Annotated in this window: 19 protein-coding genes and 1 pseudogene; 2 read left to right on the top strand and 18 right to left on the bottom strand. The window is 71.4% G+C overall.

The features are described 5' to 3' along the window. From EEJ42_RS50490 to pgsA, 15 genes and pseudogenes are all read right to left on the bottom strand, one after another. A pseudogene (locus EEJ42_RS50490) lies at positions 1-223 on the bottom strand (2-oxoglutarate dehydrogenase, E2 component, dihydrolipoamide succinyltransferase); the annotation flags it as partial. Between the two features lie 166 nt (positions 224-389). Then, positions 390-974, bottom strand: coding sequence for an adenine phosphoribosyltransferase (locus EEJ42_RS44945; protein ID WP_123107906.1), 585 nt, complete (start codon positions 972-974; stop codon positions 390-392). Continuing rightward, positions 971-2104 carry a protein translocase subunit SecF gene (gene secF / locus EEJ42_RS44940; protein WP_123107905.1) on the bottom strand — a complete coding sequence of 378 codons (1134 nt, stop codon included), beginning with the start codon at positions 2102-2104 and terminating at the stop codon, positions 971-973. Before secF ends, EEJ42_RS44945 begins: the two co-directional genes overlap by 4 nt. A gap of 1 nt (position 2105) precedes the next feature. Next, positions 2106-3854 carry a protein translocase subunit SecD gene (gene secD, locus EEJ42_RS44935; protein WP_123107904.1) on the bottom strand — a complete coding sequence of 583 codons (1749 nt, stop codon included), beginning with the start codon at positions 3852-3854 and terminating at the stop codon, positions 2106-2108. 149 nt (positions 3855-4003) lie between these two features. After that, the gene (gene yajC, locus EEJ42_RS44930; RefSeq protein ID WP_123107903.1) at positions 4004-4537 is read right to left on the bottom strand and encodes a preprotein translocase subunit YajC; all 534 of its coding nucleotides are present in this window, start codon (positions 4535-4537) and stop codon (positions 4004-4006) included. A 205-nt stretch (positions 4538-4742) separates the two neighbouring features. Then, positions 4743-5846, bottom strand: coding sequence for a Holliday junction branch migration DNA helicase RuvB (gene ruvB, locus EEJ42_RS44925; protein WP_123107902.1), 1104 nt, complete (start codon positions 5844-5846; stop codon positions 4743-4745). Between the two features lie 67 nt (positions 5847-5913). Further along, the gene (ruvA, locus tag EEJ42_RS44920) at positions 5914-6534 is read right to left on the bottom strand and encodes a Holliday junction branch migration protein RuvA (RefSeq protein ID WP_123107901.1); all 621 of its coding nucleotides are present in this window, start codon (positions 6532-6534) and stop codon (positions 5914-5916) included. Then, positions 6531-7091, bottom strand: coding sequence for a crossover junction endodeoxyribonuclease RuvC (gene ruvC / locus EEJ42_RS44915; RefSeq protein WP_123107900.1), 561 nt, complete (start codon positions 7089-7091; stop codon positions 6531-6533). Before ruvC ends, ruvA begins: the two co-directional genes overlap by 4 nt. 180 nt (positions 7092-7271) lie before the next feature. Next, complete coding sequence (locus EEJ42_RS44910) at positions 7272-8024, bottom strand: YebC/PmpR family DNA-binding transcriptional regulator (RefSeq protein ID WP_123107899.1); 753 nt, start codon at positions 8022-8024, stop codon at positions 7272-7274. 64 nt (positions 8025-8088) lie between these two features. Then, positions 8089-8691 carry a pyridoxal 5'-phosphate synthase glutaminase subunit PdxT gene (pdxT, locus tag EEJ42_RS44905; protein ID WP_123107898.1) on the bottom strand — a complete coding sequence of 201 codons (603 nt, stop codon included), beginning with the start codon at positions 8689-8691 and terminating at the stop codon, positions 8089-8091. 92 nt (positions 8692-8783) lie between these two features. Then, on the bottom strand, positions 8784-9716 hold the full coding sequence (gene pdxS / locus EEJ42_RS44900; RefSeq protein ID WP_009713658.1) for a pyridoxal 5'-phosphate synthase lyase subunit PdxS: 933 nt from the start codon (positions 9714-9716) through the stop codon (positions 8784-8786). A 176-nt stretch (positions 9717-9892) separates the two neighbouring features. Beyond that, the gene (locus EEJ42_RS44895) at positions 9893-10435 is read right to left on the bottom strand and encodes a hypothetical protein (RefSeq protein WP_123107897.1); all 543 of its coding nucleotides are present in this window, start codon (positions 10433-10435) and stop codon (positions 9893-9895) included. 39 nt (positions 10436-10474) lie between these two features. Further along, positions 10475-11635, bottom strand: coding sequence for a glycosyltransferase family 4 protein (locus EEJ42_RS44890; RefSeq protein WP_123107896.1), 1161 nt, complete (start codon positions 11633-11635; stop codon positions 10475-10477). Continuing rightward, positions 11632-12603 (bottom strand): phosphatidylinositol mannoside acyltransferase, encoded by a 972-nt coding sequence (locus EEJ42_RS44885; protein ID WP_123107895.1) that lies wholly within the window; start codon positions 12601-12603, stop codon positions 11632-11634. Before EEJ42_RS44885 ends, EEJ42_RS44890 begins: the two co-directional genes overlap by 4 nt. Further along, on the bottom strand, positions 12600-13268 hold the full coding sequence (gene pgsA, locus EEJ42_RS44880) for a phosphatidylinositol phosphate synthase (RefSeq protein ID WP_123107894.1): 669 nt from the start codon (positions 13266-13268) through the stop codon (positions 12600-12602). The genes EEJ42_RS44885 and pgsA overlap by 4 nt, the downstream gene beginning before the upstream one ends. Positions 13269-13473: 205 nt before the next feature. Here pgsA and EEJ42_RS44875 point away from each other — a divergent pair, with 205 nt between their 5' ends. After that, entirely contained in the window at positions 13474-15684 is a 2211-nt protein-coding gene (locus EEJ42_RS44875; RefSeq protein WP_123107893.1) for an elongation factor G-like protein EF-G2, read from the top strand. Between the two features lie 171 nt (positions 15685-15855). Then, a complete protein-coding gene (locus EEJ42_RS44870) occupies positions 15856-17511 on the top strand; it encodes a hypothetical protein (RefSeq protein WP_184503574.1) in 1656 nt (551 codons plus the stop codon). 49 nt (positions 17512-17560) lie between these two features. Here EEJ42_RS44870 and EEJ42_RS44865 read toward each other — a convergent pair whose 3' ends face one another. The 3 genes from EEJ42_RS44865 to EEJ42_RS44855 all read right to left on the bottom strand — a co-directional run. After that, positions 17561-18121 carry an HIT family protein gene (locus EEJ42_RS44865; protein ID WP_009713665.1) on the bottom strand — a complete coding sequence of 187 codons (561 nt, stop codon included), beginning with the start codon at positions 18119-18121 and terminating at the stop codon, positions 17561-17563. Positions 18122-18191: 70 nt separating this feature from the next. Beyond that, a complete protein-coding gene (thrS, locus tag EEJ42_RS44860; protein ID WP_123107891.1) occupies positions 18192-20171 on the bottom strand; it encodes a threonine--tRNA ligase in 1980 nt (659 codons plus the stop codon). A 126-nt stretch (positions 20172-20297) separates the two neighbouring features. Next, positions 20298-21131, bottom strand: an 834-nt coding sequence (locus EEJ42_RS44855; RefSeq protein ID WP_123107890.1) for a hypothetical protein, incomplete at its 5' end; no start/stop codon positions are given.

Here is a 21131-nt window from a genome sequence, read left to right as displayed (position 1 = left end):
GCGGGGCCGGGCTCTGCGTGGTGCGCGGCGCGGCCGGGGCGGGCCGCAGCTCGCCCGCCGCGGGGGGCTTGGGTCGCGTCTGCTCGGGGGCGCCGGACGCCGGTGCCGGACGGTCCGCGCCGTTTCCGGGCGTGGCGGAGCCCGCCGTCGTCTGCTCGGCGGCGGCGGTCGCGTCCGGAGCGGGACGGACTCCGGGAGAGAGCGGCTGGGCCTCGTCTGGCAAGAGAGCACTCCTCAAGCGGTCCGGACCCCGGGGGTCGGGGTGCCAATGGTATCGATCCCGCCACTCCGCTTGCCTCTCGGCCGGGAGGCAAGGGGAACGACGGAGGGCGGGGACCTGTTTCTCGCGCAGGTCCCCGCCCTCCGGCGGCGGTGTCGGCGGATTCCGGTCAGACCGTGATCAGGGCCTCCAGCGGGGCGCTGTCCAGCGCGCTCAGCAGGCGTCTGCGGCCCTCGAGGAAGCCCAGCTCCATGAGCACGGCGACACCGGCGACCTGGGCGCCGGCCCGCCGGATGAGCTGGAGGGACGCCTCGGCGGTGCCGCCGGTGGCGAGCACGTCGTCGATGACCAGGACCCGGTCGCCGGGCTCGAGCGCGTCGGCGTGTATCTCGATCTCCGCGGTGCCGTACTCCAGCTCGTACGCCTGCCCCAGGGTCGCCCCGGGGAGCTTCCCGGCCTTGCGGACCGGTACGAAGCCGATCCCGGCGCGCACGGCGGCCGGGGCGGCGAGGATGAAGCCGCGCGCCTCCAGGCCCACGACCTTGTCCGCCCGGTGCCGCACGCACAGCTCGGCGAGCGCCTCGGTCAGCGCGGAGAAGGCCGCGGCGTCGGCGAGCAGCGGCGTGATGTCCTTGAACATCACGCCCGGCTGCGGGTAGTCCGGCACGTCCTGGATCCGGCTGAGCAGCAGCCCGCGCAGCTCCTCGGCGCCCAGCGGCCCGGCGGCCGCCGTTTCTGCCGTCTGCTCGCTCATCGGCGCTTCCCCGAGGGTCGGCCGCGGCCGCGGTTGCGGGAGGCGGGCTGGCGGCGCTGGCCGACGACTCCGGCCGGGGCCGCGTCCTCCAGGTCCGCTTCGTCGCCCTCGGCGTCCGGGTGGTCCTCGTCCTTGGTCCCGCGCTCCGCCTCCACCTTGGCGGCCGCGGCGCGCTTGGCGCGCACCCGCTTGGCCAGCGCCTTCATCTGCGGGTCACGGCTCTTGAAGTCGGAGACCAGCGGGGTGGCGATGAAGATCGAGGAGTACGCACCGGCGGCGAGGCCGACGAACAGGGCGAGCGAGATGTCGTTGAGCATGCCCGCGCCGAGCAGACCGCCGCCGATGAAGAGCATCGCGCCGACCGGCAGCAGCGCCACGACCGTGGTGTTGATGGACCGCACCAGGGTCGAGTTGAGGCTGCGGTTGGCCACTTCGGCGTAGGTGAAGCGGGTCTGCTTGGTGATGTCCTTGGAGCCCTCCTTGAGACCGTCGAAGACCACGACGGTGTCGTAGAGGGAGTAACCGAGGATGGTCAGCAGACCGATCACGGTGCCCGGGGTGACCTCGAAGCCGACCAGCGCGTACACGCCGACGGTGATGGTGAGGTCGTGGACCAGGGCGATCAGGGCGGCCAGCGCCATGCGCCATTCGAAGGCGATGGCGAGGTAGATCACCACCAGGACCATGAAGATCGCGAGGCCCTGCCAGGCCTTTCCGGCGATCTCCTCACCCCAGCTCGGGCCGACCAGCTGGGTGTCGATCTTGTCGGTCTTGACGCCCAGCTCCTTGGCCAGGCTCTCCTGGACCGGCACGGCCTCCTTGGTGTCCAGCTCGCTGATCTGGATCCGCATGCCCCCGCGGCCCAGCTCCTGGACGACGGCGGTGTGGCCGCCGGCCGCCTTCTCCGCCACCTCCTTGGCCTGGGAGACGGACATCTTGCTGCTCGGGGTGTTGAAGACCGCGCCGCCGGAGAACTCGATGCCCATGTTGAGGCCGCGCACCGCCAGGCCCGCGATGGCCGTGATGGTGATCAGTATCGAGATGGCGTACCAGATCTTCCGCTTGCCGACGAAGTCGTAGCCGACCTCGCCTCGGTAGAGCCTGGCGCCGAGATTGCCGAGTCGCGACATCTCACGCCTCCTTCGTGTCGGCGGGGCCGGGGGCTGCGGGACGACGGCGGCGCAGCGGCGGTTTGGCCCCGAGGCGCTTGGGATCCAGACCGGACCACGGGTGGCCGTTCCCGAAGAACGGGCGGCGGGCGAGGATGGTCATCAGCGGCTTGGTGAACAGGAACACCACGACGACGTCGAGCAGCGTGGTCAGCCCCAGGGTGAAGGCGAAGCCCTTCACCTTGCCTACGGTCACGATGAAGAGCACCGCGGCGGCGAGGAACGACACGAAGTCGGAGACCAGGATGGTGCGCCGGGCCCGGGGCCAGCCGCGCTCGACGGCCGGGCGCAGCGAGCGGCCCTCCCGGATCTCGTCACGGATCCGCTCGAAGTAGACGATGAACGAGTCGGCGGTGATACCGATCGCCACGATCGCACCGCAGACGGCCGGCAAGTTCAGCGCGAAGCCGATGCCCGGGCCGAGCAGCACCATGATCGTGTACGTCAGTATGGCGGAGGCCGCGAGGGACGCCATGGCCACCAGCGACAGTCCGCGGTAGTAGACGACCAGGTAGATCACCACGAGGGCGAGGCCGATGGCACCGGCGATCAGACCGGCCTGGAGCTGCTCGCCACCGAGGGCCGCGGAGACGGTGGTCTCGTCCGCGATGTCGAAGGACAGCGGCAGCGCGCCGAAGGACAGCACGTTGGCCAGGTCCGCGGAGCTCTGCTGGGTGAAGCCGCCGGAGATGGTGGCCCGGCCGCCGGTGATGGCGCCCTGGGTGACCTCGGGGTCGGAGACGACCTCGCCGTCGAGGACGATCGCGAAGCGGTTCTGCGGCGACTGCTGCTTGGTCAGCTCGCCGGTCGTCTTGGCGAACTTCTTGGCGCCCTTGCTGTTGAAGTCGAGCTGCACGATCCAGCCCGAGGCGTTCTGGCTCTCGAAGACTGACGAGGCGTCGTCGACGTCGGTGCCCTCGACCTCGGAGGGGGCCAGGACGAACTTGGAGTCACCCTTCTGGCTACAGGCCAGAACGGGCTCGGTCGGCTTGGAGTTGGCCGCCTTCTCGGACGCCGCGGCACGCCCCGCCCGGGTGGTGCAGTCCAGCGCCGCGAACTCCTTGGCCAGCTTCTCCTGGGCGTCCGAGGGCTTGCCCGTCTCACTGCCCTGGGGCGTCTTGGACGGGGTGGGCGTCGGAGCCGCCTTGTCGGCCTTCAGCGCCTCGGGAACGGCACGGCCCTGGGTGGTGGCGGTCGGGGTGGGCGAGCCCTTGGGCTTCTCGCTGCCGCCCTTGTCCGGCTTGCCCTTCGACGCGCTCGCGGAGGGGCTCGGGGTGCTGCTGGGCTGCTTGGTCTTGCCGCCGGACGTGGTGGTCATCACCGGCCGGAAGTACAGCTGGGCGGTGGTGCCCACCTGCTGCCGGGCCTGCTTCGCGTTCGTTCCCTTGGGGATGTTCACGATGATGTGCTTGGGGCCCTGCGTCTGGACCTCGGCCTCGGACACACCCAGACCGTTGACCCGCCGCTCGATGATGCCGACGGCGGTGTTCATGTTGGCCGTGTTGATCGCGTTGGGCTTGCCCGGCTGGTTCTTGGCCTCCAGCGTGAAGCTGGTGCCGCCCGCGAGGTCGATGCCCAGCCGCGGTGTGGTGTGACCGGAGAGGAACATCCCCCCGATGAGCGCCACCATGGCGATCACGATCACGGCCAGCGCGCGCCCGGGCCTGCCCTGTGACCCGGGGGACCTGCGGCCCTTCTTCGGTGCTGCCACCTTGTCGTATCTCCCTGTCCAACCGCCCCGCAGCGGGTGTGCGCGGGGCGGCCACGAAGTCTTGTGGGGGTGTGCCCCCGCCGGAGCCTGGAGCGTCCATGAATCACGGCGCGCCGAGCGGGGGCACGCCGTGGTTCACAGTGCAAGGACTACTTGGCGTCGGCGCCGCCGTCCCGCTTTTCGTCCTCGGGCGCGTCGGCCGCGGCGGCGTCGTCCTTGCCGAGGTCGGTCTTCTTGGCGTCCTTCTTGAGGTCGGCCTTCTCGCCCTCCGGCTCACCGGCCGTCGTCGCCTCGTCGGCGGAGTCGGCGCCGCCCGCGGGCGTGGTCAGCGAGGAGGCGTCGTCGGGGACGACAGGGGTGTCGGCGCCGTCGACGGCCTCGTCAGCGCTGTCATCGGGGTCGATGCCGTGGACGATGTGGTTGTACTCGGCGTCGGAGAGGACGGCGCCGATCGCGTTCTTCGCGTAGATCGCGTGAACGGCGGGGGCCACCTCGAGGAGGACCGTGTCGTCGTGGACCTCCTTGACCGTCGCGTACATGCCGCCGATGGTCCGCACGCCGGTGCCCGGCTGCATGGTGTCGCGCATCTGTGCGGCCTGGCGCTGCTTGTTCTTGGCCGACCGAGTCATCAGGAACATGGCCCCGATGAGCACGATGAACGGCAGGAGAGTCACGATATTCACGGGACGGAGATCCTTCACACGACCGCTGGGGCGCGGCCTGGTCTACGGGGGTGGGTATGCCGTACGGAAGAACGGACGGCATACGGACGGCATCGGCGGAGTCTAAGCGAGCCCGCACCTATGGAACAACGCCCGGCGTGGCACCCGGGTTCCTGACCCCGCCATTATTCGCTCTTCACGCCACATAGCCGGAGAATACGCGCCTTCACGCCTCGAACAGACCGCTCTGGCCGCCCCCGGTGCCGCGCTGCGGCGGGGTGAGGCCCAGGTGCTCCCAGGCCGCGGGGGTCCCGATCCGGCCCCGGGGCGTACGGGCCAGCAGGCCCTCGCGCACCAGGAACGGCTCGGCGACCTCCTCCACCGTCTCACGCTCCTCCCCCACCGCGACCGCCAGGGTCGACAGGCCCACCGGGCCGCCGCCGAACAGCTTGAGCAGGGCGCTGAGCACCGCCCGGTCCAGCCGGTCAAGGCCCCGGCCGTCCACGTCGTAGACCGCCAGGGCGCTCGCGGCGATCTCCCGGGTGATGACGCCGTCCGCCTTGACCTGGGCGTAGTCGCGCACCCGGCGCAGCAGCCGGTTGGCGATACGGGGCGTGCCGCGGGAGCGCCCGGCGATCTCGGCCGCGCCCTCGGGCTCTATGGTCACCTCCAGGAGCCGGGCGGAGCGGTGGATCACGCGCTCCAGCTCGGCGGGGGCGTAGAACTCCATGTGGCCGGTGAAGCCGAAGCGGTCGCGCAGCGGGGGCGGCAGCAGCCCGGCCCGGGTGGTCGCGCCGACCAGGGTGAACGGCGGCAGCTCCAGCGGGATGGCGGTGGCCCCGGGCCCCTTGCCGACGATGACGTCGACGCGGAAGTCCTCCATCGCCATGTACAGCATCTCCTCGGCGGGCCGGGACATGCGGTGGATCTCGTCCAGGAACAGCACCTCGCCCTCGGTGAGCGAGGAGAGGATCGCGGCGAGGTCGCCCGCGTGCTGGATGGCCGGGCCTGAGGTGATGCGGATCGGGGCGCCCATCTCGGCCGCGATGATCATCGAGAGGGTGGTCTTGCCGAGCCCGGGCGCGCCGGAGAGCAGCACGTGGTCGGCGGTGCCGCCGCGCTGCCGGGCGGCCTTGAGGACCAGGTCCAGCTGCTCACGGACCCGCTCCTGGCCGACGAACTCCCCCAGGTCCTTGGGGCGGAGGGCGGCCTCCACCGCCTGGTCGTCCCCGTCGGCGTCGGCGCCCACCAGCCGACTGCCCGCGCCGCCGGGGAGGGCGCCGGACAGGGCGTCGTCGGCGTCGGCCGGTGCGGTCTCGTCCCAGTTCACTGCGTTTCGCCTCGCGAGGTCTCATCGAGCGGTCCGGCCGGGCGCGGCACTGCGCCCCGGCGGCCGGTCAGCGGGTGCGGTTCAGGGTCTGGAGGGCGGCCCGCAACAGCTGCGCCACCTGCGGCGCGCCGCCCTCGGCCAGGGCCGCCTCGGCCTGCGGGGTGACGGCGGACACCGCCTCGTCGGCCTCCCGGGGGGCGTAGCCGAGGCCGACCAGGGCGGTGTGCAGCTGATCGCTCCAGCCCGCGGCCGCGGGCGGGCGGGCGGCGGGCACCGTGGTGCCGACCGGCTCGCCGAGCCGGTCCTTCAGCTCCAGCAGCAGCTTCTGCGCCCCCTTCTTGCCGATGCCGGGGACGGCGGTGAGCGCCTTCTCGTCACCGGTGGAGACGGCGAGCCGCAGCGCGTCCGGCGCGTGCACGGCCAGCATGGCCTGGGCGAGCCGGGGGCCGACCCCGCTGGCGGTCTGGAGCAGCTCGAAGACCTGGCGCTCGTCGTCGTCCGCGAAGCCGTAGAGCGTCAGGGAGTCCTCGCGGACCACGAGCGAGGTGGCCAGCCGGGCCGCCTCACCGACCCGCAGCCCGGACAGGGTGCCCGGGGTGCACTGGAGCGCCATCCCGACACCGCCGACCTCGATGACGGCGGTGTTCGGGGCGAGGGCCGCGACCGGACCGGAGACGAACGCGATCATGTAATACGGCCTTTCGTGGAACGCGGAGAGCGCGGGGCACGCGGGGTGCGGTGGGCAGCGACGGCCTGCTGGAGCCGGTTGGTCGCGGGGGCGCGCCAGATGTGGCAGATGGCGAGCGCCAGGGCGTCGGCGGCGTCGGCCGGTTTGGGCGGGGCGTCCAGCCGCAGCAGCCGGGTGACCATCGCGCCGACCTGCGCCTTCTCGGCGCGTCCCGAGCCGGTGACGGCCGCCTTGACCTCGCTGGGGGTGTGCAGCGCGACCGGCAGCCCGCGGCGCGCCGCACAGAGCATGGCGACGGCGCTGGCCTGGGCGGTGCCCATGACGGTCTGCACGTTGTGCTGGCTGAACACCCGCTCCACCGCGACGCATTCGGGCTGGTGCGCGTCCAGCCACTCCTCGATGCCGCGCTCGACGAGGACGAGGCGGTCGCCGATCTCGGCGTCCGCCGGGGTCCGTATGACGCCGACGCCCACCATCCGCAGCGGGCGGCCCGCGACCCCGTCGACCACGCCGATGCCGCACCGGGTCAGCCCCGGGTCCACACCGAGCACCCGCACCGCGCCCCTCCCCTCATCGCGCTTCGGTCATCTGTTCCTGCATCTGATCCCGCAGGCTAGCGGCTGCCACCGACAACACCGTCCGACAACGCCGACGGGCCGGTGGGGTATGTCCCCGCCGACCCGCCCGCCATGCGTGTGCTGATGCGCCCTCAGGCGATGTGTCTCAGGCGATGTGTCTCAGGCGTCGACCTTGGCCATGACGTCGTCGGAGACGTCGAAGTTGGCGAAGACGTTCTGCACGTCGTCGCTGTCCTCGAGCGCGTCGATCAGCTTGAAGATCTTGCGCGCGCCCTCCTCCTCCAGCTCCACCTGCATGGTGGGCACGAAGTTGGTGTCGGCCGAGTCGTAGTCGATGCCCTCCTGCTGGAGCGCGGTGCGGACCGCGACCAGGTCGGTGGCCTCGCTGAGGACCTCGAAGGACTCGCCGAGGTCGTTGACCTCCTCGGCGCCCGCGTCGAGCACCGCGGCCAGCACGTCGTCCTCGCTCAGCTCACCCTTGGGGACGATGACGACGCCCTTGCGGTTGAACAGGTAGGCCACGGAGCCCGGGTCGGCCATCGAGCCGCCGTTGCGGGTCATGGCCACGCGGACGTCGGAGGCGGCGCGGTTGCGGTTGTCGGTCAGGCACTCGATGAGCACCGCGACACCGTTGGGGCCGTAGCCCTCGTACATGATCGTCTCGTACTCGGCGCCGCCCGCCTCGAGACCGGCACCGCGCTTGACCGCGCTGTCGATGTTCTTGTTGGGAACCGACTGCTTCTTGGCCTTCTGGATGGCGTCGAAGAGCGTCGGGTTGCCCTCGATGTCTGCACCGCCCATCCGGGCCGCGACCTCGATGTTCTTGATCAGCTTCGCGAAGAGCTTGCCGCGCTTGGCATCGATCACGGCCTTCTTGTGCTTCGTCGTAGCCCATTTAGAGTGGCCGGACATCCGCCTGTCTCCTTCGCGTTACCCAATGCTGTACGAACGCCTGCGATCCTACCGGGATCGCCGCTCAGCGTGCGGCCCCCACCATGTCGACGAACAGGGCGTGCACCCGGTGGTCGCCGGTCAGCTCCGGGTGGAACGACGTCGCGAGGACATTGGCCTGCCGGACCGCGACCGTGTGATCGCCGTACGTCGCCAGCACCTCGGCGCCGGCGCCCACCGACTCGACCCACGGCGCGCGGATGAAGACGCCCTCCACCGGGCCGCCGTCGATGCCCTTGATGTCGACCGCGGCCTCGAAGGACTCGTTCTGGCGGCCGAAGGCGTTGCGGCGCACGATCATGTCGATGCCGCCCAGGGTCTCCTGGTCGTCCCGACCGTCGATGATCTTGTCCGCGAGCATGATCATACCGGCGCAGGTGCCGTACACCGGCATGCCCGCCCGGATGCGCTCGCGCAGCGGCTCCAGCAGCCCGAAGATCACCGCGAGCTTGGACATGGTGGTGGACTCGCCGCCGGGGATCACCAGGCCCTCGACCTCGGCCAGTTCCTCGGGGCGGCGCACCGGCCGGGCCTGGGCGCCGACCGCGGCGAGTGCGGCCAGGTGCTCGCGGACGTCGCCCTGGAGGGCGAGCACGCCGACGAGGGGAGTCTCGGACGTCTCGGACACGGTTCGGGGACCTCTCGAATGTCAGGGGGATACGCGCCGGTGGACGGCCCGCGGGCGGCGCGGGCCGTCCACCGGACGCGTCGATGCGGTGGTTACCAGCCGCGGTTGGCGTACCGCTCGGCCTCGGGGAGGGTGTCGCAGTTGATGCCGACCATGGCCTCGCCCAGGTCGCGGGACGCGTCCGCGATGACCTTCGGGTCGTCGTAGAAGGTGGTCGCCTTCACGATCGCCGCGGCGCGCTTCGCCGGGTCGCCGGACTTGAAGATGCCCGAGCCCACGAAGACGCCCTCCGCGCCGAGCTGACGCATCAGCGCGGCGTCGGCCGGGGTGGCGACACCACCGGCGGAGAACAGCACGACCGGCAGCTTGCCGGTCTGCGCGATCTCCGCGACCAGCTCGTACGGGGCGCGCAGCTCCTTGGCCGCGGCGTACAGCTCGTGGTTGTCCAGGCCGCGCAGCCGGGCGATCTCGCCCTTGATCTGGCGCAGGTGACGGACCGCCTCGACGACGTTGCCGGTGCCGGCCTCGCCCTTGGAACGGATCATCGCCGCGCCCTCGGCGATCCGGCGCAGCGCCTCGCCCAGGTTGGTGGCACCGCACACGAAGGGGGTGGTGAAGGACCACTTGTCGCTGTGGTTGACCTCGTCGGCCGGGGTCAGCACCTCGGACTCGTCGATGTAGTCGACGCCCAGGGACTGGAGCACCTGCGCCTCGACGAAGTGGCCGATCCGGGACTTCGCCATGACCGGGATGGAGACCGCGCTGATGATGCCGTCGATCATGTCCGGGTCGGACATCCGGGCCACGCCGCCGTCCTTGCGGATGTCGGCCGGAACCCGCTCCAGCGCCATGACCGCGACGGCACCGGCGTCCTCGGCGATCTTGGCTTCCTCCGGCGTGACGACGTCCATGATCACGCCGCCCTTGAGCTGCTCGGCCATGCCGCGCTTGACGCGGGCGGTGCCGGTCGCGGGAGCCGCCGGATTCTCTGCGGACGGGGACGTGCTGGCGGACGTGGTGGACACGGTTTGACCTCACTCGATAGTGAAAAGTGCGATGAACCCATCGTAGGGCCGTTCGATACCCGTTCATGACCCGGCCATCCGGCTCGGGTCATGGACGTGTGTGGTACACGCATCAACCAAACCCGCTCGGGACGGGCTCCGGCAAGGGCCAATCGAAGGCCGGTGGCTCGAAGGGGTCAGTGCGCCGCGCGTGCCACCAGGGCCGCCGGAGGCTCGTCGTCCATCTCGAACGCCAGCGGGAACGGGGCATGGCCCGCCAGCCGGAACCAGCGCACCTTGCGGTGGCGGCGCAGCGCCCGCGCCGCCCGCACCGCGTCGTTGTGGAACCGCCGCGCCATCGGCACCCGGCGCACCGCCTCCGCCAGCTCCTCCAGCGCCGCCTCACCGCCCGGGGCCTCCCGCACCGCCTCGACCTGCGCGGGCTCCTCGAAGACGGCCCGCAGCGCCTGGCTCAGCTCGCTCTCGGCGACCTCGCGGTTCTCCTCCTCGGCCTGCCGGGCGGCGTGCGCGGCCTGGTAGAGCACCATCGACGAGGCGGGGTCGAGCACTCCGGCGGTGCCCAGCTCCTGGGTGATGGAAGCGCGGCGCAGCAGCTGCGCGTCCAGCGCCGCCCGCGCCGCGTCCAGACGGCTGTGCAGCCGGTCCAGACGCCCCGCGGTCCAGCTCAGATAGACGGCGACGACGACCAGCGCGACCGCGACCCAGATCAGTGTGCTCACGCCGCGCCACGCTACCGTCTGCCGCCCGCGGGATCGGCCCTAGTCCCGGGTCAGGCCCAGCCGGGTCAGGAGGCCGACGCGGTCGTCGGCGTCGACCGAGGACGTACCGTCCGTCACCGTCTCGTAGACCGCCAGGACGTCCGCCCCCACGGTCGACCAGTCGAAGCGCCGCACATGGCGGCTGCCCCGCTCCCGCAGCTCGGCGAGCCGGTCCGGGTCGCCCAGCAGCCGTACCGCGGCGGCCGCCAGCGCGTCCGCGTCCCCGCCCGCAAACAGCTCACCGGCCGCTCCCCCATCCAGGACCTGCGCGAAGGCGTCCAGATCGCTCGCGAGGACCGGGGCGCCCGCCGACATGGCCTCGACCAGGATGATGCCGAAGCTCTCGCCGCCCGTGTTGGGCGCGATGTACACGTCCACGCTGCGCAGGAAGCGCGCCTTGTCCTCGTCGCTGACCATCCCCAGGAACTCGACCCGGTCCCGCAGCTGCTCCGGCAGGTCCGCGACCGCCTCCTTCTCGTCGCCGCGCCCGGCGACCAGCAGCCGGGTCCGGGGGCGCTCGGCGAGGATCTTCGGCAGGGCGCGCATCAGCACGGGCAGCCCCTTGCGGGGCTCGTCGATGCGTCCGATGAACCCGATCGTGTCGCCCTGCCACTCCTCCTTCGGCTCGGCGTCGGCGAAGAAGCCCACGTCGACGCCGTTGGGGATGACGACGGCGTCGCCGCCCAGATGCTCGACCAGGGTCCGCCGCGCGTACTCGCTGACCGCGATCCGCGCGCTGATCTTCTCCAGCGCGGGCTGGAGGATCGGATACGCGGCGATCATGGCCCGCGAGCGGGGGTTGGAGGTGTGGAAGGTGGCCACGATCGGCCCCTGCGCCGCCCAGCAGGCGAGCAGCCCGAGGGACGGCGAGGTGGGCTCGTGGATGTGGATGACGTCGAAGGCGCCGTCGTGCAGCCAGCGCCGCACCCGGGCGGCCGACAGGAAGCCGAAGTTGAGCCGGGCGACGGATCCGTTGTACGGCACCGGGACCGCGCGCCCCGCGGAGACGACGTAGGGCGGCAGCGGCGTCTCGTCGTCCGCGGGGGCGAGGACGGAGACCTCGTGGCCGCGCCGGGTGAGGTGCTCCGCCAGGTCGCGGATGTGGAACTGCACTCCGCCCGGGACGTCCCAGGAGTAGGGGCAGACGATCCCGATCCTCACGCCTTCTCCCTTCCGGGACCCTGATCCCGGTCTCCGGAATCTTGATCCCGGTCTCCGGAACCCCGGCCCGGGCCTCGTGGGCCCTGGTCCAGGTCGGCGAGCCACAGCCGCTGGAGCATGTGCCAGTCCTCCGGGTGTTCGGCGATCCCCTCGGCGAAGGCGTCGGCGACCTGCTGGGCCATGACGGCGGTCTGCTCCTCCCGGGTGCCGCTCTCCGGCACCTCCACGGGCGGGTAGACCCTCCCCCGCATGACCGGGGACTCGTCGTACCAGAGCGTGGCCGGCAGCAGCAGCGCGCCGGTCTGCGCCGCGAGCCGCGCCGGACCCGCGGGCATCTTCGCGGTCTCGCCGAAGAACGACACTTCCACCCCGGAGGCGGACAGGTCCCGGTCGGCCACCAGACAGACCAGCCCGCCCGCCCGCAGCCGCCGCGCCAGCGTCCCGAACGCGCTGGCGCCCTCGTGCGGCAGCACCTCCATGCCCAGCCCCTCGCGGTAGGCCACGAAGCGGTCGTACAGCGACTCCGGCTTCAGCCGCTCCGCGACCGTGGTGAACGGCACCTCCAGCTTGGTGGTGACCCAGGCCCCGGCGAGGTCGTAGTTGCCCGTGTGGGGCAGCGCGAGGACCACCCCGCGGCCACTGGCCAGCCCGTCGACCAGATAGTGCGCGTCCTTGATCTCCACGCCACCGCGGATGCGCTCCGCGCTCCACGTCGGAAGCCGGAAGGACTCCATCCAGTAGCGCATGTACGACCGCATGCCCGCCCGGGACAGCTCGGCCAGCCGCCGCGGCGAGGCCTCGGGGACGACGCGCGCGAGATTGGCCTCAAGCCGCCGTACGCCCTTGCCGCGCCGCTTCCACGCCTGGTCGGCGATGCGCTGCCCCAGCGCCACGGCAACCGGCTCGGGGAGCTTCTTGACCGTACTCCAGCCGAGCCCGTAGAGCGCGTCGGTCAGTCTGTCCTTCACCGCGTCTCGCCCCCCTGGGGCACCGCGCGCTCCGTGGCGTCCGCCTCGGCGGCCTCCCGGCGCACGGTGACCACGCGCTGCACGAGGGTCACCGCACTGCCGACGGCGACGATCCACAGCGCGATCGGAAGCAGGATCTCGATGTGCGGCACACCGAACATGTGCAGGCCGGAGAGGCCACAGGCGACCAGCGAGATCACCAGCCGCTCGGCGCGCTCCACCAGCCCGTTGACGTTCACCGGCAGCCCGATGCTCTCGCCGCGCGCCTTGGTGTACGAGACCACCTGGCCACTGGTGAGACAGAAGATCGTCACCGCACACAACACATTGTCGTCGCCCCCGCCCGCGTACCACAACGCCAGACCGCCGAAGATCGCCCCGTCGGCGACCCGGTCCAGCGTCGAGTCCAGGAACGCGCCCCAGCGGCTGGAGCGGCCCAGCTGCCGCGCCATATTGCCGTCGATCAGGTCCGAGAAGACGAAGAGCGTGATGACGACGGTGCCCCAGAAGAACTCGCCCCGGGGGTAGAAGACCAGCGCCCCCGCGATCACACCACCGGTTCCGGTGAGCGTCACCGCGTCCGGGCTGACGCCGAGGCGGATGAGCAGGGCGGCGAACGGTGTGAGAACACGCGTGAAGAAAGCACGCGCGTACTTGTTCAGCATGGCCTTCCCGGTGGTCGATACGGGCCGGATGGTCAAGAGGCCACCGGCGGGCCCATCGTAGCCAGGCGCCACAGGGCCGCCGCGCACCTGTCGGACCGCTCCCACGCCCCTCCCGCGGGATGCCCGGATGTGCGACGTATGGACGCACCGTGACCTCGGTGGAAAGCTCGAAGTATCGCAAGGTGTCGACCTGGAGGCGAGACACATGGGCGAGAAGACGAACACACACCCAGGGGCCGCCGGAAGGGCAGCGGCGGCCGACCGGCCCAGCTCCCTGCGGAATGTGGTGCTGGTCGGCCACAGCGGGTCCGGGAAGACGACGCTGGTGGAGGCCCTCGCGCTGGCGACCGGCGCGATCAATCGGGCCGGTCGGGTCGAGGACGGCGGCTGCCTCTCCGACTACGACGAGATCGAGCACCGGCAGCAGCGCTCGGTGCAGTTGTCCCTGGTCCCCGTCGAATGGGGCGGGATGAAGATCAATCTCCTCGATACCCCAGGTTATGCCGACTTCGTCGGGGAACTGAGGGCCGGTCTGCGGGCAGCGGACGCGGCCCTCTTCGTCGTTTCGGCGGCCCAGGACGCCGTGGGCATAGCGGGCGCCACCCGCATGGTGTGGGAGGAGTGCGCGGCGGTCGGGATGCCGCGCGCCATCGTGATCACGCACCTGGAGGCGGCCCGCGCCAGCTTCGAGGAAATGACCGAGATCTGTCGCCGGACCTTCGGCGGCGACGACCCCGACGCCGTCCTGCCGCTGTACCTGCCGCTGCGCGGCGAACCGGCCCCGGACGGGCACGCCCCGGTGACCGGGCTGATCGGCCTGCTCTCCCAGCAGGTCTACGACTACTCCTCGGGCGTACGGACCGAGAACCCGCCCACCGACGGCCAGGTCCCGCTGGTCGCGGAGGCCCGCGACCGGCTCATCGAGGGGATCATCGCCGAGAGCGAGGACGAGACCCTCATGGACCGCTATCTGGGCGGCGAGGAGATCGACGTCAAGACGCTGATCGACGACCTGGAGAAGGCCGTCGCCCGCGGCAGCTTCCACCCCGTGCTGGCCGCCGCGCCCGCCGCGGGCGGCTCCCGGCAGGGCCTGGGGACCACCGAGCTGCTGGAGCTGATCACCCGCGGCTTCCCGACCCCGCTGGAGCGCGAGGCTCCCGCGGTCACCACCCCGCAGGGCGCCGCCTGCCCGGCGCTGACCTGCGACCCGGACGGCCCGCTGGCCGCCGAGGTCGTCAAGACCTCCTCCGATCCGTACGTCGGCCGGATCTCGCTGGTCCGGGTCTTCTCCGGGACGCTGCGCCCGGACGAGACGGTGCATGTCTCGGGCCACGGCCTGGAGGACCGCGGCCACGAGGACCATGACGTCGACGAGCGGGTGGGCGCCCTGTCCACGCCGTTCGGCAAGCAGCAGCGCATGCTGTCCCAGGCCATCGCGGGCGATCTGGCGTGCGTCGCCAAACTGACCCGCGCCGAGACCGGAGACACGCTTTCGGCCAAGGACCGGCCGCTGCTCATGGAGCCCTGGCAGATGCCCGACCCGCTGCTGCCCGTCGCCATCGAGGCACACAGCAAGGCGGACGAGGACAAGCTGTCCCTGGGCCTGTCACGGCTGGTGGCCGAGGACCCGACGATGCGGCTGGAGCAGAACCCGGACACCCACCAGGTGGTGCTGTGGTGCCTGGGCGAGGCCCATATGGACGTCGCGCTGGAGCGGCTGCGCGCCCGGTACGGCGTACAGGTGGACGCGGTGCCGTACAAGGTCGCGCTGCGCGAGACGTTCGGCAGCAAGGCCGCCGGACGCGGGCGGCACGTCAAGCAGTCCGGCGGGCACGGCCAGTACGCGATCTGCGAGATCGAGGTCGAGCCGCTGCCGGGCGGCTCGGGCATCGAGTTCGTGGACAAGGTCGTCGGCGGCGCGGTGCCCCGGCAATTCATCCCGTCCGTCGAGAAGGGCGTACGCGCCCAGGCGGCGCGCGGCGTCTCCACCGGGAACCCGCTGGTCGACGTGCGGATCACGCTGCTCGACGGCAAGGCGCACTCGGTGGACTCCTCCGACGCCGCGTTCCAGACGGCGGGTGCGCTCGCGCTGCGCGAGGCGGCCGCCGACTGCTCGATCGAGCTGCTGGAGCCGGTGGTCAAGGTCGGCGTCCTGATCTCCGACGACTATGTCGGCGCCGTCATGAGCGACCTGTCCGGGCGGCGCGGCCGGGTCGTCGGCACCGAACAGTCGGGCGGCGGCCGAACCCTGATCCAGGCGGAGGTCCCGGAGATCGAGATCGGCCGCTACGCGGTCGACCTGCGGTCGCTGTCGCACGGCACCGGGCGGTTCAGCCGCTCCTACGCCCGGCACGAGCCGATGCCGCCGCAGGTGGCCGAGCGGGTGCGCGGCGAACGGGCCGGGGCCGGGGCGTAATTCACGGGCCGGCGCACGCCGTCCGCCCCAACTCGGTCGGGGCGGGCGGCGGTCGGCGCCGCCCGTGAGCGGGGAAGTTATCCACAGGCCACGATGCCCTGGCGACAGGCGGTACGCACCCCCGATACGCTGAGGTCGCAGCGCAAGCAGCGTGCGGTATTGGGGGCGTTGGTGACGGACGGATTCGATTTCAGTCCCGGGGCACAGGTGCCCCTGTCCGGGTCTGCGGGAGAGACGGCGGCGACACAGGCGCTCGCCTCCGCCGCCTATCGTGACGACCCGGTGGCGAAGCTGCTGGAGGCCAACTCCGAGTGGACGGTCTCGGAGGTGAAGGCGCCCAAGATCTCGCTGTTCGAGCCGAACCTGGGCGAGGCGTTCTCGCGCGCCGTGCAGCTGCGCATGCTCGGCGGCGGCCGCAACCAGGTGATCCAGTCCTTCGGCACCGAGCCCCAGACGATCGTCGAGCACTGCCTGGCCGCCAACCGGATCCGCAAGGTCCGGGACGCCCGCCTCACCGTCGTCATGGTGATCTTCGGGCTGCTGTTCCTCCCCGGGGCGCTGCTGTGGCTCGGCGCCTTCCAGCTGCGCCGCTCGGTGGCCGGTGCCCAGGACAAGCGGATGGGAGCGCTGGGCACGGCCCTGATGCTGGCGCTCGGCATCTTCGTCCTCATCTTCCTGGTCAAGCTGCCGTTCAACGGCTTCTGGGGCATATATCTGCGGGGCGTGGTGGTCGCCCCGGTGATCGGCTGGTTCATCGCCAAGCAGATCTGCGAGCGCACCGCCAAGGAGCTGCGGGACTACTGGGGCGGGCTGGTCTCGGGCACAGGAGTCGGCGCCAAGGTGCCGGAGACCGTGCCCAACCACCCGGGCCAGACCTCCGCCGAGGTGCTGCGCAAGTCGCTGCACAAGCTCACCGCCGAGCAGTACAGCAACGTGGTCTTCTACGCCGGCGCAAAGGGCATACTCGGCATGGGCACCCGCTGGGGCAGCTGGCAGCTCGCCGAGGATCTGGTGTCGGCCGACCCCGACAAGGAGATCGACCCCTTCCGCAGCTGGGACGTCATACGGGCGATCCACGACCAGCTGCGCCTGCTGGAGCGCACCCCGCTGCACACCGGCGGCTTCACCACCCCGCCCCAGGTGCGCCACTGGGTGGTCTCCGCCATCTCCGAGGGCGCCAAGTCGGTCGAGCGCGGCGGCACTTCCGAGGAGGAAGGCTTCCAGATAAAGGGCGTCGAGCTCCAGCGGATCTGCGATCAGCAGCAGTTCGACTCCGGTGACCGGCACTACCTGGGCGTGCAGTTCGTGCTGTGGGACGGCCAGTTGGTGATCACGCTCATGATCACGGTGACGCTGCTGCACAAGACGATGCGGATCGAGGTCACCGGGCACGCCCTGGGTCCGGTGCACCCGCTGTTCTTCGGCAAGCCCTCGGCGCCCTCGAAGACGGTCGCCAAGACCTTCCGGTTCTGGGAGACCAAGTCGGTCCCGCTGCCGCTCGTGAAGCCCCAGGAGGTGGTGCGGCTCGCCGCGCGCGCCCCCTTCACCTGGTACCCGCCGATCCTCGACCACCTTGGCGGCAAGCTCGTGCTGCCGGAGCCGTTCGGGCTGCGCCACGCCTGGGCCGACAAGCCCTGGCGGCACCGCTTCATGGCGGACGACGCGCTGCGGACGGCGGCCCCCGTGCTGCGGGTGGTCCACGAGGCGGCGATCGGCGTGCTCAAGCACCACGGTGTGGACACCGAGCGCTTCGGCAGCCGCTCGCTGGCCCTCAGCGGCCAGGTCCAGGACGCCTCCCCGAAGAAGGCCGACCTGTACGACGCGTAAGTCGCGGGGCCCGGCGGCGGTGCCGCCGGGCCCATGACCAGGGGGTACGCTACGGCTTCGGCCAGGCGTCGGCGAGCAACCGGCGGGTGTCGGCCAGCAGTTGCGGCAGCACCTTGGTGTTGCCGATGACCGGCATGAAGTTGCTGTCGCCGCCCCAGCGGGGCACCACGTGCTGGTGCAGATGGGCGGCGATCCCGGCCCCGGCGACGGTGCCCTGGTTGAGCCCGATGTTGAAACCGTGCGCGCCCGAGGCGGTGCGGAGCGTGGTCATGGCGGTCTTGGTGAACTCCGCCAGCTCGATCGTTTCCTCGGAGTCCAGTTCGGTGTAGTCGGCGAGGTGCCGGAACGGGACGATCATGAGGTGCCCGCCGGTGTACGGGTACAGATTGAGCACGGCGTAGACGCGCTCCCCCCGGGCGATGATCAAGCCGTCCTCGTCGGACTTGTCCGGGATGGAGCAGAACGGACAGCCGTCGCCCGCCCCCGGGCCACTGGGCTTGTTCTCGCCCTGGATGTACGCCATCCGGTGGGGCGTCCACAGGCGCTGGAACGCGTCCGGCGTTCCCACTCCGATCTGCTGTTCCGGCTCACTCGTCATGCGGGCCAGCATATTCGTCCCCGGCGGCCGGGGATGCCCCGAGGGGCGGCCCCGGCACGGGACCGCCCCTCGGGGGTGCGGGTCACACCTGGACCCGGCGCTCCACGACGTCGATGATCTCGGCGATCGCCTCGTCGACCGGGATGCCGTTCTTCTGCGAGCCGTCGCGGTAGCGGAAGCTGACCGCCCCGGCCGCCACATCGTCGTCACCGGCGATGACCATGAACGGCACCTTGGACTTCTGGGCGTTCCTGATCTTCTTCTGCATCCGGTCGGACGACGAGTCGACCTCCACCCGCAGGCCCTTCGCCCGCGCCTGGGCGGCGAACTCCTCCAGGTACGGCACATGGCCGTCGCCGATCGGGATGCCCACCGCCTGGACCGGGGCGAGCCACGCCGGGAAGGCGCCCGCGTAGTGCTCCAGCAGGACCGCGAAGAAGCGCTCGATCGACCCGAACAGCGCCCGGTGGATCATGACGGGCTGCTGGCGCGAGCCATCGGCCGCCGTGTACTCCAGCTCGAACCTGGCGGGCTGGTTGAAGTCGACCTGGATGGTCGACATCTGCCAGGTACGGCCGATCGCGTCCCTCGCCTGGACCGAGATCTTCGGGCCGTAGTAAGCCGCTCCGCCCGGGTCCATGACCAGTTCCAGACCCTGCTTCTCGGCGGCCCGCCGCAGCAGCTCGGTGCCCTCCTCCCACTGCTCGTCCGACCCGATGAACTTGTCGGAGTCGTCCCGGGTGGACAGTTCCAGGTAGAAGTCGCTCAGACCGTAGTCCCGGAGCAGGTTGAGCACGAAGGTGAGCAGCGAGTCCAGCTCATCCGGTGCCTGCTCCTTGGTGCAGTAGATGTGCGAGTCGTCCTGGGTGAAGCCCCGGGCCCGGGTCAGGCCGTGGACGACGCCGGACTTCTCGTACCGGTAGACCGTGCCGAACTCGAACAACCTCAGAGGCAGCTCACGGTAGGACCGCCCGCGCGCCTTGAAGATCAGGTTGTGCATCGGGCAGTTCATGGCCTTGAGGTAGTAGTCCTGCCCATCGAACTCGATGGGCGGGAACATGCCCTCCATGTAGTGCGGCAGATGGCCGGAGGTCTCGAAGAGCTTGGCCTTGGTGATGTGCGGGGTGTTGACGAACTCGTACCCCGACTCCTCGTGCCGCTTCCGTGAGTACTCCTCCATCTCCTTGCGGATCACGCCACCGCGCGGGTGGAAGACCGCCAGGCCCGAGCCCAGCTCGTCCGGGAAGGAGAACAGGTCCAGCTCGGCGCCCAGCTTGCGGTGGTCGCGCTTCTCGGCCTCCGCCAGGAAGTCCAGGTACGCCTTGAGCTCGTCCTTGGTCGGCCAGGCGGTGCCGTAGATCCGCTGGAGCTGCGGGTTCTTCTCGCTCCCCCGCCAGTACGCGGCGGCGCTGCGCATCAGCTTGAAGGCCGGGATGTTCCGGGTGGTCGGCAGGTGCGGACCGCGGCACAGGTCCTTCCAGCACAGCTCGCCGGACTTCGCGTCGAGGTTGTCGTAGATGGTCAGCTCGCCCGCGCCGACCTCGGCGGAGGCGCCCTCGGCGGCGTCCGCGGCCGAGCCCTTGAGCCCGATCAGCTCCAGCTTGTACGGCTCGGCGGCCAGCTCCTCGCGGGCGGCCTCGTCGGTGACCGCACGGCGCGAGAACTTCTGGCCCCTCTTCTGGATCTCCTGCATCTTCTTCTCGATGCGCTTGAGATCCTCCGGCTGGAACGGGGTCTCGACGTCGAAGTCGTAGTAGAAGCCGTCCTTGATCGGCGGGCCGATGCCGAGCTTGGCCTCCGGGAACAGCTCCTGCACGGCCTGCGCCATCACATGCGCGGTCGAGTGGCGCAGGATGTCCAGACCGTCCTGGCTGGTGATCTCCACCGGCTCGATCTCTTCGCCGTCGGCGGGCTCGTACGCCAGGTCCTTCAGCTGCCCGCCCACGCGCGCGGCGACGATCGAGCGGTCGCCGGCGAAGAGGTCCGCCGCCGTAGTGCCCGTCGTCACCACGCGCTCTTCCCGCTCGGAATCGCGTTGGATGATCACACGGACGTCTGACACCGGTCTCTCCTGACTGAAGGATCGCTACCCGCGGCGAATGCCGCGCAGCGAGAATCGTACCGAGCCGACCGGCCCGACCGCGAAACGGTTGTCCGCGCGACCGGCGAAGGCGGCGCCCCGGCGCGGTCAGGGTTCGCCGCACGCCTCCTCGCCGCACGCCTCCTCGAAGAAGTCCAGGTTCTCCTGGAGCGACTTGAGCAGCCGGTCCCGCTCCGCGTCGTCCACCCGCACCGGGGCGACGCCACCGGCTCGGCTCAGCCGCCGGAAGCCGCCGCGGCTCTCCAGCCGCCCGCTCACCCGGATCGGCAGCCCGACCAGATGGGCATGGCCCGCGATCCGGTAGTCGTCCTCGTCCAGCACGATCCGCAGCCGCGCCACGTCCGCCCCGGCCAGCACCCGCAGCCGCACCGTCCCGGGGCCGCCCGGCCCGGCACGGCCCAGGCGCACCACGGCGCCGGTGACCCGCACGGGTACGGACGGCTCGTCCCGTACGTAGCGGGCCCCGGCCTCGCGCAGCCCCGGCAGGTCACCGGGCGTGAACGCGACCGGTTCTGGCCGGGTGGAGAACCCCGGCGGCGGACCGGCGGCCGGTGACCACTCCAGGGCCACCCGGGCGCCCTCGGTGCCCTGGACGAGCGCCACGACGGCCTCCGTCAGCTCGCGGCTCACCCCCGCCGCCACGGCCGCGTCGAACGCCTCCATGCCGCCGGTGGCGCGCTGGTAGTCGACGGCGTCACGCAGCGCGTACAGGGCGCGCAGCAGGGTGGCGGTGGTGGCCCGGCCGTCCTCGACGGGGACGAAGACGGTCAGCTGATGGCCGCCGGTCGCGGTGCCCGCGGGGCCGGTCAGCACGCGTTCCAGGGATGCCTCGGCCGCCCGCCGGTGCCGCGCGCCGTAGTACCCGGCCCTGGCCCGGGCGGCGAGCGCCCCGGCCAGCAGGGTGGCCCGGGCGGCGGCGCG

The sequence above is a fragment of the Streptomyces botrytidirepellens genome (assembly GCF_003721215.1).
Taxonomy (GTDB): Bacteria; Actinomycetota; Actinomycetes; order Streptomycetales; family Streptomycetaceae; genus Streptomyces; species Streptomyces himastatinicus.
The sequence above is the reverse complement of the archived record's forward strand: the minus strand, read 5'-3'. Positions and strand labels throughout refer to the sequence as shown.

Excerpts from the sequence above, each read along its gene's own strand:
- EEJ42_RS44945 (WP_123107906.1), bottom strand. The coding sequence starts at position 974 with ATGAGCGAGCAGACGGCAGAAACGGCGGCCGCCGGGCCGCTGGGCGCC.
- secF (WP_123107905.1), bottom strand. The coding sequence starts at position 2,104 with ATGTCGCGACTCGGCAATCTCGGCGCCAGGCTCTACCGAGGCGAGGTC.
- ruvA (WP_123107901.1), bottom strand. The coding sequence starts at position 6,534 with ATGATCGCGTTCGTCTCCGGTCCGGTCGCGGCCCTCGCCCCGAACACC.
- EEJ42_RS44910 (WP_123107899.1), bottom strand. The coding sequence starts at position 8,024 with ATGTCCGGCCACTCTAAATGGGCTACGACGAAGCACAAGAAGGCCGTG.
- pgsA (WP_123107894.1), bottom strand. The coding sequence starts at position 13,268 with ATGCTGAACAAGTACGCGCGTGCTTTCTTCACGCGTGTTCTCACACCG.
- EEJ42_RS44875 (WP_123107893.1), top strand. The coding sequence starts at position 13,474 with ATGGGCGAGAAGACGAACACACACCCAGGGGCCGCCGGAAGGGCAGCG.
- EEJ42_RS44865 (WP_009713665.1), bottom strand. The coding sequence starts at position 18,121 with ATGCTGGCCCGCATGACGAGTGAGCCGGAACAGCAGATCGGAGTGGGA.